Below are 11,065 nucleotides of genomic sequence, written 5' to 3' on the forward strand. Positions count from 1 at the left end.
CACGTACATCACTCTTGCGCCGCTTCCCCCTCCTCATGCCAAAATAGGACAAGGAGCCCGGGGAGGGCTCCTTCCGTCCTGCTGTGGTGCACTGTGGGTGGAATCTCAGCATTGCACGCTTTGGGGGGTCTGGTGACTCCTGAGCGCCCCTGTGACTGATCGTCACAGAGGCGTGACTGTCCGCTATGGCATGGTCCATCGGCTTCCGTCGCTGATGAACACCTGGGAGGGCAATTCCATCGGTTTGGCCGACGCGGCTGGACAGATGGTGTAGTTGTAGTGCCGAGGACAAGCCGTTCGTCCTATAACCGACTCGACTCGCGTCCGCCATTTCGGGCAACGCGGGTCAAGGTGCAGAATTTAGAGGAATGAACCGAGAAGGTTCGGTTCTCCCGAGGAGGCCGCTCATGACCGCTCGCACCCCTGATGCCGAGCCGCTGCTGACCCCGGCTGAGGTCGCCACCATGTTCCGCGTCGACCCGAAGACGGTCACGCGCTGGGCGAAGGCCGGCAAGCTCACGTCGATCCGCACGCTCGGCGGGCATCGCCGCTACCGCGAAGCCGAGGTCCGCGCTCTGCTCGCGGGCATTCCGCAGCAGCGCAGCGAGGCCTGAACAACTGAATAACCGGGCATAACCGCAGGTCCCCCAACCTGTCGGGGCGCCTGGAACCACACAGCTCCAAGCGACGCCGTCCCTGCCCCAACAGTGGTGCGTCGTTGATCGCGCTGGACTCCGCCGGGTCCAGCGCGATTCTTTTTGTGCCCGGTGCCGTGTCCCGTGCCCGGTTCTGTGAGCGGGCTTGTCGGAGTCTGGGGGGCGGTGTCGGATCTGCTGTGCGAGCACCGTCGAGCTGGTGCAATTGCACATATTAAATTGATCAGTTGTAGGAGAGGCGTAAGTGCCACTGTTTCAAAAACTCATGCGGTGACACCCGTCACACCGCGCGGTGGTTGTTGGGCCGGGCGCCCGTGCGCTAAAGGAGGCGTGGCCTCCAGGAGGTCTGCGGGGCAAGGGCGTTGGGGCTCGCGGGGTCACGCCGTGGGCGCGCTCCCGTCCTCGACGCCCTCTTGACGGTCCGGCGCAGACTGTGGCGCCGGCGAGTCCAGCGCCAGTCTCAGGAGCCGGTGGCAGATCGGGCAGTGGCGCGTCACGTGACGGTACGACGACGCGGCCGACAGATGCGCGCGGAGCAGGGCCCGCGTCTCGTGCCTGACCGATGTCGCCATATGCCACCTCCAGGGGCCACACGGGGGATGTGCCCTGTCTTTGGAGTACCGAGCGAAAGTGACGCCGTCAAGGCCGCGAGAGGGCGGCTGAGAGCCGCTGAGGGCTTCTGGTGGCTTCTGGTGGCTCGAAGACGCACCAGGCGGAGGGAGTTGCCCGCAGGAGACGGTGCGCGCAAAGCAAGAGGCCCGCACCGGACGGGGTGCAGGGCAGAGGAAGGAGCCCCGCACCAGACAGTGCGGGGCTCCTTGTTGCGGTCCTGACGGCATTTACTGCGTCCGATTGCGGCTGCGCCGCGGGCGCGGCCTCCACCTGGACAGGGCAGCGAGCACTCGGTGGCCCGTGGGGGCGCACGAAGAAGGCCCCGCGTCGATTCCTCGACGCGGGGCCTTCGCTGCGGTCCTGACGGGATTTGAACCCGCGGCCTCCACCTTGACAGGGTGGCGAGCACTCCAAACTGCTCCACAGGACCAAGTTTCGCGGCGCTTTTTCTGCGTTGCGCTGCGAGAAGAGACTGTACAGGAGGGTGGGCCGCCGGTCGAACTCACCCTCCGTACGGGCTTCGTCACGGCTCCATCGAGGCCGTGTCAGGGGGCGAGCGCGTCGATGGCCTTCACGATCCGCTTGTCGGAGACGGGGTACGCCGTGCCCAGCGCGTGGGCGAAATAGCTGACCCGCAGCTCCTCGATCATCCAGCGGACGTCAAGGACCTGCTGCGGCACCGGGCGGCCCTGCGGCATCTGCTCGAGGAGCCACGCGTATTCGTCCCGCATCTCGTGGACCTTCTCCATGCGGGAGGTGTCCCGCTGCACGCCCGTCGGCATCTGTTGCAGCCGGCGGTCCGCGGCGACCAGGTAGCGCATCAGGTCGGGCAGCCGCTTGATCCCGGCCTGCGTGACGAAGCCCGGCTTCACCAGCGCGTCCAGCTGCCCGCGTACGTCCTGGAGGTTCGCCAGCAGCGCGGGGCTGCGCACGGCCTTGAGACGGCGCTCGCAGGCCTGCCAGGCCGCCAGCACCTGCTGCACCTGGCCCACCGTGCGGACGGTCGTGTCGACGATCTCCGCGCGGACCTTGTCGTAGAGCTTCCGGTACGACTCCTCGTCCCACGCCGGGCCGCCGAAGTCCGCGATCAGCTTGTCCGCCGCGGCCATGGCGCAGTCGTCGAACAGTGCCTGGATCGAACCGTGCGGGTTCGCGGACAGGTTCAGCTTCTGCTGGTTGGTCAGCTTCTCGGACGCGAACTTCGCCGGGTTGACCGGGATGTTGCGCAGGATCAGCCGCCGCGTGCCCTTCCACATCGCCTGCGCCTGCTCGGCCTCGGTGTCGAAGAGGCGGACGGAGACGGTGCCGGCCTGCGGGCCGTCGTCGACGAGCGCCGGATACGCCTTCACCGGCTGCCCGGCCCGGCGGGTCTCGAAGACCCGGGTCAGCGTGCCGATCGTCCAGTCCGTCAGCCCGGAGCGCTCCAGGGACTCGCCGCCGCTGCGCTCCGCGGTGGCCGCCGCGGCCTGCGACAGCGCCTTGCGCGCCTTCGGGCGCAGCCGGAGCTTCAGCGCCTCCAGGTCCTTGTCCTCGGCCAGTTTGCGACGGCGCTCGTCGACGATCCGGAACGTGATCTTCAGATGGTCGGGGACCTTGGACCAGTCGAAGTCCTCGGCGTCGAACGGCACCCCCACCATGCGCTTCAGCTCCCGCGCCATGGTCACGGTCAGCGGCTCCTGAAGGGGTACGGCACGGTCCAGGAACGCCTGGGCGTAGTTCGGCGCGGGCACGTAGTTGCGGCGGACCGGCTTGGGCAGGGAGCGGATCAGCTCCGTGACGACCTGCTCGCGCAGGCCCGGGATCTGCCAGTCGAAGCCCTCGTCGGTGACCTGGTTGAGCACTTGGAGCGGTACGTGCACGGTCACACCGTCGGCGTCCGCGCCCGGCTCGAACTGGTACGTCACCCGGAACTTCAACGGCCCCTGCCGCCAGGAGTCCGGGTAGTCGTCCTTGGTGACCGCCCCCGCCTTCTCGTTGATGAGCATCTCGCGCTCGAAGTCGAGGAAGTCGGGCTGCTCGTGCCGCTTGTGCTTCCACCACGAGTCGAAGTGCGCACCGGAGACGACGTGTTCGGGCACCCGCTGGTCGTAGAAGTCGTACAGCGTCTCGTCGTCGACCAGGATGTCCCGGCGCCGGGCCCGGTGCTCCAGCTCCTCTACCTCGGTCAGGAGCCTGCGGTTGTCGGCGAAGAACTTGTGGTGCGTGCGCCAGTCGCCCTCCACGAGGGCGTTGCGGATGAACAGCTCGCGGCTGATCTCGGGGTCGATCCGCCCGTAGTTCACCTTGCGCTGGGCCACGATCGGCACGCCGTACAGCGTGACCTTCTCGTACGCCATCACGGCCGCCTGGTCCTTCTCCCAGTGCGGTTCGCTGTAGGTGCGCTTGAGGAGGTGCCCGGCGAGCGGCTCCACCCACTCCGGTTCGATCTTCGCGTTGACGCGGGCCCAGAGACGGGAGGTCTCCACCAGCTCGGCGGACATCACGAAACGCGGGGGCTTCTTGAAGAGTGCCGAGCCGGGGAAGATCGCGAACTTGGCGTTGCGGGCGCCCAGGTACTCGTTCTTCCCGGTGTTCCGCCCGCCCTCCCCGCCGGCGTCCTTCACGTCCTTCATGCCGACGTGGGACAGGAGCCCGGCCAGCAGGGACACGTGCACGCGGTCGTCGGGTGCGGGGTGCTCCTCGTCGTTGAGGTGGATGCCCATCTGCTTGGCGACGGTGCGCAGCTGCGTGTAGATGTCCTGCCACTCGCGGATGCGCAGGAAGTTGAGGTACTCCTGCTTGCACATCCGGCGGAAGGACGACGAGCCGCGTTCCTTCTGCTGCTCGCGGACGTACCGCCAGAGGTTGAGGAAGGCGAGGAAGTCGCTGCTCTCGTCCTTGAACCGGGCGTGCTGCTGGTCGGCCTGCGCCTGCTTCTCCGCCGGGCGCTCCCGCGGGTCCTGGATGGACAGCGCCGCCGCTATGACCATGACCTCGCGGGCACAGCCGTTCTTGTCCGCCTCCAGCACCATCCGGGCCAGCCGCGGGTCGACGGGCAGCTGGGCGAGCTTGCGGCCGGTGTCGGTCAGCCGCTTGCGCACGTCCTTCTGCGCCGGGTCGAGCGCGCCCAGCTCCTGGAGGAGCTGCACACCGTCGCGGATGTTGCGGTGGTCCGGCGGGTCGATGAAGGGGAACTTCTCGATGTCCCCGAGGCCGGCCGCGGTCATCTGGAGGATGACGGAGGCCAGGTTCGTCCGGAGGATCTCCGCGTCCGTGAACTCCGGGCGCGCGTCGAAGTCGTCCTCGGAGTACAGCCGGATGCAGATGCCGTCGGAGGTACGGCCGCAGCGGCCCTTGCGCTGGTTGGCGCTGGCCTGCGAGATCGCCTCGATCGGCAGCCGCTGGACCTTGGTGCGGTGGCTGTAGCGGGAGATGCGGGCGAAGCCGGGGTCGATGACGTACTTGATGCCGGGCACGGTGAGGGAGGTCTCGGCGACGTTGGTCGCGAGGACGATCCGGCGCCCGGTGTGCTGCTGGAAGACGCGGTGCTGCTCGGCGTGCGAGAGCCGCGCGTACAACGGCAGTACTTCCGTGAATCTGTACTTCTTCTTCTCCAGCGCGTCGGCCGTGTCCCGGATCTCGCGCTCGCCGGAGAGGAAGACGAGGATGTCGCCCTTGCCCTCGCCCATCAGCTCCTCGACGGCGTCGGTGATCGCCGTGATCTGGTCGCGGTCGGCGTCGTCGCCGTCCTCCTCGAGGAGTGGCCGGTAGCGCACCTCCACGGGGTAGGTGCGTCCGCTGACCTCGACGATCGGGGCGTCACCGAAGTGGCGCGAGAAGCGCTCCGGGTCGATGGTCGCCGAGGTGATGACGACCTTCAGGTCCGGCCGCTTGGGCAGCAGCTGGGCGAGGTAGCCCAGCAGGAAGTCGATGTTGAGGGACCGCTCGTGGGCCTCGTCGATGATGATCGTGTCGTAGGCGCGCAGCTCGCGGTCGGTCTGGATCTCGGCGAGCAGGATGCCGTCCGTCATCAGCTTGATGAAGGTGGACTCCGGGTTCACCTGGTCGGTGAACCGCACCTTCCAGCCGACGGTCTCCCCGAGCGGGGTGTCCAGCTCGTCCGCGACCCGCTCGGCGACGGTGCGCGCGGCGATCCGGCGGGGCTGGGTGTGCCCGATCATGCCGCGGACGCCGCGGCCCAGCTCGACGCAGATCTTCGGGATCTGCGTCGTCTTGCCGGAGCCCGTCTCACCGGCGACGATCACGACCTGGTGATCACGGATGGCCGCCGCGATCTCGTCCTTCTTCTGGCTGACCGGGAGCTGCTCGGGGTAGCTGACGGCCGGCACGCGCGCCCGGCGTTCACCGATGCGCTGCTCGGCCTTGGCCACCTCCGTCTCGATCTCGGCGAGGACGGCGGCGCGGGCCTCCGGCTTACGGATCTTCCGCGCACCCTCGAGCCTGCGGCCGAGCCGGTGCGCGTCGCGCAGGGACAGCTCGGTCAGCCGGGGGGCGAGGGTGCCGAGCGCGGGGGCGGGATGCGTAGACATACGGCTTCCAGGATCTCATCCTCGGGAAAAACCTGGCGAACGCTTTTGCCGCGGCGTCCGCCTGGGCGACGACAACAAGGCCCCGATCCGAAGATCGGGGCCTTTGCTGTGGCTGGGGCCGGGGTCGAACCGGCGACCTATCGCTTTTCAGGCGATCGCTCGTACCAACTGAGCTACCCAGCCGCGAGGTTTCACGTGAAACCTCAGCGGTCCTGACGGGATTTGAACCCGCGGCCTCCACCTTGACAGGGTGGCGAGCACTCCAAACTGCTCCACAGGACCAAGCTTCGTACGACAGTGTCGCACATGTACTGCGTGCCCCCAACGGGATTCGAACCCGTGCTACCGCCTTGAAAGGGCGGCGTCCTAGGCCGCTAGACGATGAGGGCTATCGGCCCGCCTGGGCGCTTCGCAGCGCGTCGGGGACGTGAGAAGCATATGGGATGGCGGGAGGTATCGCCAAAACGGTTTACGGAGTGCTGGGGGCGGGGCGGGGCGGCGCGGGCCGGTGGGCGAAGGGCCGGCGGCGGAGGGGGAGGGGCCGGTGGCGGTGGGGGACGGGGTGGTGGCGGTCGGGGACGGGGTGGCGCCCGGCTGGTTCTCCTTCGGCAGATGGCGGCTGACCTCGGCCGTCGTCAGGCCCAGGCCGCCCAGCCGGATCTCGTCCCAGGCCTGGAGCCGCCGGGAGTCCCGGTCGAAGTAGAGGATCGACGCCTGGATGGGGTCGGGGTACTTGCCCTCGACCGCGCGCAGGCCGCTGCCGCCGGTGGAGCCCTCCACGCGCAGCCGGGTGCCGTACTTCATGACCTCCATGTCCTCGTGGTGGATGTGCCCCGCGAGGACGAGGGGCACATCGCCGTCGACCTCGCGGGCGGCCGACGGCTCGTGGGCGACGGCGATGTCCACGGGGGTGCCGGCGGCGCGCTGGTCGCGCAGGGCGGAGGCGAGACGGGCGCCGGCCAGTTCCTGGGACGCCTCGGCGCCGTCCGCCTTGGAGCGGTCGGGGGTGTACTGCGGGTCGCCCATGCCGGCGAAGCGCAGGCCCGCGACGGTCCGGGCGTGGCCGTCGTCCAGGACGTGCACGTTCTTGAGGTGCTTGAGGTACTCCTGGGTGCCGCGGGAGTCGTGGTTGCCGCGGACCCAGACGTAGGGGGCGCCGAGGTCCTCGATGGGGTCCAGGAAGCCGTTCTCCGCGGCCGTGCCGTGATCCATCGTGTCGCCGGAGTCGACGATCACGTTCACCTTGTACTGCTCCACCAGCGAGGCGATGATCTTCCAGCTCGCCGGGTTCAGATGGATGTCCGACACGTGCAGGACGCGGATCGTGGTCGGGTCGGGCTGGTACGCGGGGAGGGTCGAGGTGACGTCGTAGAGCTTGGTCACGTTGGTCACCAGGCGGGCCAGCTCCTTCTGGTAGACGTCGAACTCGGTCACGATGCTGCGCGCGTTGCCGACGAGCGAGGGCGCGGAGGAGAGCAGGCCCGAGAACTTCGGTTCCAGCACGGAGTCCGGGTTCCAGGTCGCGTACGCGGTGCCGCCGGAGGCGACCAGGACGGTGAGGGCGAGCCCCCCGGCGGCGAGGGCGCGCCGGGGGCGGCGGTAGACGGCGAGGCCGAGCGCGGTGGCGCCGGTGACCACGGCCACGCAGGAGCGGACCGCGAGGTCGAGGGTGCCGTGCTCGACATCCTGGGCGACCTCGTCCTGGAGGCCGGAGAGGCGTTCGGGGTGGTCGACGAGGGCCTGGGCGCGGGCGGGGTCCAGCTGGTCGACGTTGACGTCGAGGCGGACCGGGGCGACGTGGCTGTCGAGCTGGAGGGCGCCCAGCGGCGAGACGTTGATCTTCGTGCCGCCGGCCAGTGAGGGGCGCAGGGTCATCGTCGTGTCCATGGGCCCGACCGGAACCCGGACGTTGCCGACGACCAGCAGCCCCAGCCAGGCGCCGAGCACGACGACGGCGACGAGGCCCGCGGCGCGGGACCAGGGGCGGGAGCGGGCGGCGAGTTCGGGGGTGGCGGACGAGGGCCGGTCCCGGCGGGCGAGCCGGTCGCGGAGTCGGCGGGTGAGGACGCGCGGGGCGTTGCGGATGGGGTTCATCACCTCGGCCAGGGCGTGCGGGGCTGCGGCGGGGACGCGGGCCATTGGGGTCCCGTATGCCCGGGGCCCGGGGCGGATATGCGGGTCGTACTCCACGGTCGTACCCGACAATGGGTCCGTGCTGGAGATGACGCGCGAGGAGTTCGAGGAACTGGTCGCCGAGGCCCTGGACCGGATCCCGCCGGAGCTGACGCGGCTGATGGACAACGTCGCGGTGTTCGTGGAGGACGAACCGCCGGCGGACGATCCCGAGCTGCTCGGGCTGTACGAGGGGACGCCGCTGACGGAACGCGGGGAGTGGTACGCGGGTGTGCTGCCCGACCGGATCACCATCTACCGGGGGCCGACGCTGCGGTTCTGCGCGACGCGTGAAGAGGTCGTGGCCGAGACCGAGGTGACGGTCGTTCACGAGATCGCCCACCACTTCGGCATCGACGACGCACGGCTGCACTCCCTCGGGTACGGGTGACGCGCGCCCGGGTCCGGACGGGGAGCCTCGGGTACGCGTGACGCGCCCGGGTCAAGTCCGCCTCGCCGGGCGCGTGTCCTCTTGTGGGTGACGGGAGTTGGGCACGTCGACTCCTTGACCCCCGGAGGTGGCCGCCCGTGCGCCCCTTGTACGTACCCGTCCGTCTGGCCGCCACCGCCCTGGCCGTCGCCGCTGCCGCCGGCTGCATGAGCGTCGGCGACGAGCCCGGCGGGGGCGCCAGGCCCTCGCACTCCGCCGGGGGGCGGGGCGGCGCGGTGCCGGACGGCGGCCCCGCGGTCTCCGGCGGGAACGCCGGGTACGACGCGGCGGCGGCCGACGAGGGGCGCGGCAAGGGGAAGAAGGCCAACGGCAAGGACAAGGGCGAGGGCCGGGACGAGGGCGACGGCAAGGGGAAGGGCGGCAAGGACGGCGAGGACGGTGCCGGGTCCGCCTCGGAGCCCCCGGCCGCCCGCCCGACCGGGGCCCCGCCGCCGGACGGCGGCGACCACGACCCCGAGCCGACCCGGACGCCCCCGGCCGAGCCCACCCGGACGGCCGAGCCGGAGCCGACGCGCACCGAGGAGCCGCCCGCCTCCCCGACGCCGGACCCGACGGTGGCCGAACCGTCCTCGTCGGCGCACGAGCCTCCCGGGACCCAGCTCGAGCAGCGGGAGCCGGCTCCGGCGGCCGGGACACCGGCGTAGGACGGTGACGGACCGCCGAGTCGGACGCCGACGGACCGCCGAGCGGAGTGGCGACGGATGGCGACGGGTCGCCGAGCGGGGCAGCGACGGGCGGCGACGGGGCGCTGAGCTGGGCATGTGCTGCCGGTTTGCCTTCGGGGGTGGAGGGTGCGTATGGTGGTAGATCGTTTGATCCCATTTGCCCGGCGCCACCGCAGAGCGCGCCGTGTGGCGCGTACTCTCCCCTTGCCGTGGTGGACCGCATCGAGGCGGTCGTATTGCGAATCGCGATTCACGGAGTTGACGGGCGCGTGCCGACGAGAGACTCCGGAAGGTTTCGCATTCGCATGTCCATGACCAGTACTGACCACGTCGTCGTGCCCGGAAACGCCGAGGGCGCAGAGAACGCGCCGGAGGCCGTCGAGGCCGTAGACGCCTCCGCGACCACCGAGTCCCCGGAGGCCGTCGAGGCTCCCGAGCCGACGTTCGCCGACCTCGGTCTGCCCGAGGGCGTCGTGCGCAAGCTCGCGCAGAACGGCGTGACCACCCCCTTCCCGATCCAGGCGGCGACCATCCCGGACGCGCTGGCGGGCAAGGACATCCTCGGCCGGGGCCGCACCGGCTCCGGCAAGACCCTCTCCTTCGGTCTGCCGACCCTGGCCACGCTGGCCGGCGGCCGCACCGAGAAGCACAAGCCCCGCGCCGTCATCCTCACCCCGACCCGCGAGCTGGCCATGCAGGTGGCCGACGCGCTCCAGCCGTACGGCGACGTCATGGGCCTGAAGATGAAGGTCGTGTGCGGCGGCACCTCGATGGGCAACCAGATCTACGCCCTGGAGCGCGGCGTCGACATCCTGGTCGCCACCCCGGGCCGGCTGCGCGACATCATCAACCGCGGCGCCTGCTCCCTGGAGAACGTGCAGATCGCGGTCCTCGACGAGGCCGACCAGATGTCCGACCTGGGCTTCCTGCCCGAGGTCACCGAGCTACTCGACCAGGTCCCGGCCGGCGGCCAGCGGATGCTGTTCTCCGCCACCATGGAGAACGAGATCAAGACCCTCGTCGACCGGTACCTGAAGGACCCGGCCCTGCACGAGGTGGACGCGGCCCAGGGCGCGGTGACGACCATGTCGCACCACATCCTGGTCGTGAAGCCCAAGGACAAGGCGCCGGTCACCGCGGCCATCGCCTCCCGCAAGGGCCGCACCATCATCTTCGTCCGCACCCAGCTGGGCGCCGACCGCGTCGCCGAGCAGCTGCGCGACGCCGGTGCCAAGGCGGACGCGCTGCACGGCGGCATGACCCAGGGCGCGCGCACCCGCACACTGGCCGACTTCAAGGACGGCTACGTCAACGTCCTGGTCGCCACCGACGTCGCCGCCCGCGGCATCCACGTCGACGGCATCGACCTGGTCCTGAACGTGGACCCGGCCGGCGACCACAAGGACTACCTGCACCGCGCCGGCCGCACGGCGCGCGCCGGTCGCACCGGCACCGTCGTCTCCCTCTCCCTGCCGCACCAGCGCCGCCAGATCTTCCGGCTGATGGAGGACGCGGGCGTCGACGCCACGCGCCACATCATCCAGGGCGGCGCCGCCTTCGACCCCGAGGTCGCCGAGATCACCGGCGCCCGGTCGATGACCGAGGTCCAGGCCGAGTCCGCGGGCAACGCGGCGCAGCAGGCCGAGCGCGAGGTCGGTCAGCTCACCAAGGAGCTGGAGCGGGCCCAGCGCCGCGCCACCGAGCTGCGCGAGGAGGCGGACCGCCTGGTCGCCCGGGTCGCGCGGGAGCGCGGTGAGGACCCGGAGACGGTCCTGGCCGAGGTGGCCGCCGCACCCTCCGAGGCCGAGGTCACGCTGCCCGAGCAGCCCGGCGCCCGGGACGTGGAGAAGACGGAGCGCGGCGGCAACGACCGCGAGCGCTCGTTCGAGCGTCGCGACCACCGGCGTGACGACCGTGGTGACCGCGGCGACCGTGGTGACCGCGGCGGTCGTTCGTTCGAGCGTCGTGACGACCGGGGCG

At 70.4% G+C, this 11,065-nt stretch carries 7 protein-coding genes and 4 tRNA genes; 4 read left to right on the forward strand and 7 right to left on the reverse strand.

Features of this window, described 5'->3' with window-relative positions; all coding sequences use genetic code 11:
* The first annotated feature begins 407 nt into the window (after positions 1-407).
* Complete coding sequence (gene bldC, locus B9W62_RS20325; RefSeq protein WP_003949541.1) at positions 408-614, forward strand: developmental transcriptional regulator BldC; 207 nt, start codon at positions 408-410, stop codon at positions 612-614.
* A gap of 419 nt (positions 615-1,033) precedes the next feature.
* On the opposite strand, the gene B9W62_RS40795 is transcribed toward bldC, so the two are convergent.
* The 7 genes from B9W62_RS40795 to B9W62_RS20360 form a co-directional block, all read right to left on the reverse strand.
* Positions 1,034-1,228 (reverse strand): DUF6274 family protein, encoded by a 195-nt coding sequence (locus B9W62_RS40795; RefSeq protein ID WP_087808520.1) that lies wholly within the window; start codon positions 1,226-1,228, stop codon positions 1,034-1,036.
* A 395-nt stretch (positions 1,229-1,623) separates the two neighbouring features.
* Positions 1,624-1,698, reverse strand: a tRNA-Asp gene (locus B9W62_RS20335).
* 115 nt (positions 1,699-1,813) lie between these two features.
* Positions 1,814-5,797 (reverse strand): ATP-dependent RNA helicase HrpA, encoded by a 3,984-nt coding sequence (hrpA, locus tag B9W62_RS20340; protein ID WP_087808521.1) that lies wholly within the window; start codon positions 5,795-5,797, stop codon positions 1,814-1,816.
* A gap of 109 nt (positions 5,798-5,906) precedes the next feature.
* Positions 5,907-5,980 (reverse strand) — tRNA-Phe (locus B9W62_RS20345).
* Between the two features lie 24 nt (positions 5,981-6,004).
* Positions 6,005-6,079: transfer RNA gene (locus B9W62_RS20350), tRNA-Asp, on the reverse strand.
* Positions 6,080-6,113: 34 nt separating this feature from the next.
* Positions 6,114-6,186: transfer RNA gene (locus B9W62_RS20355), tRNA-Glu, on the reverse strand.
* Positions 6,164-7,936, reverse strand: coding sequence for a metallophosphoesterase family protein (locus B9W62_RS20360; RefSeq protein ID WP_256976522.1), 1,773 nt, complete (start codon positions 7,934-7,936; stop codon positions 6,164-6,166). The genes B9W62_RS20355 and B9W62_RS20360 overlap by 23 nt, the downstream gene beginning before the upstream one ends.
* 73 nt (positions 7,937-8,009) lie before the next feature.
* Here B9W62_RS20360 and B9W62_RS20365 point away from each other — a divergent pair, with 73 nt between their 5' ends.
* From B9W62_RS20365 to B9W62_RS20375, 3 genes are all read left to right on the forward strand, one after another.
* Positions 8,010-8,360 (forward strand): metallopeptidase family protein, encoded by a 351-nt coding sequence (locus B9W62_RS20365; RefSeq protein WP_087808522.1) that lies wholly within the window; start codon positions 8,010-8,012, stop codon positions 8,358-8,360.
* 137 nt (positions 8,361-8,497) lie between these two features.
* Positions 8,498-9,064: a hypothetical protein gene (locus B9W62_RS20370; protein ID WP_087808523.1), complete on the forward strand. Its 567-nt coding sequence runs from the start codon at positions 8,498-8,500 to the stop codon at positions 9,062-9,064.
* A gap of 326 nt (positions 9,065-9,390) precedes the next feature.
* On the forward strand, positions 9,391-11,065 hold a 1,675-nt coding region (locus B9W62_RS20375), incomplete at its 3' end, for a DEAD/DEAH box helicase (protein WP_256976523.1).

The sequence above is a fragment of the Streptomyces sp. CS113 genome, from assembly GCF_002188365.1.
Classification (GTDB): domain Bacteria; phylum Actinomycetota; class Actinomycetes; order Streptomycetales; family Streptomycetaceae; genus Streptomyces; species Streptomyces tendae.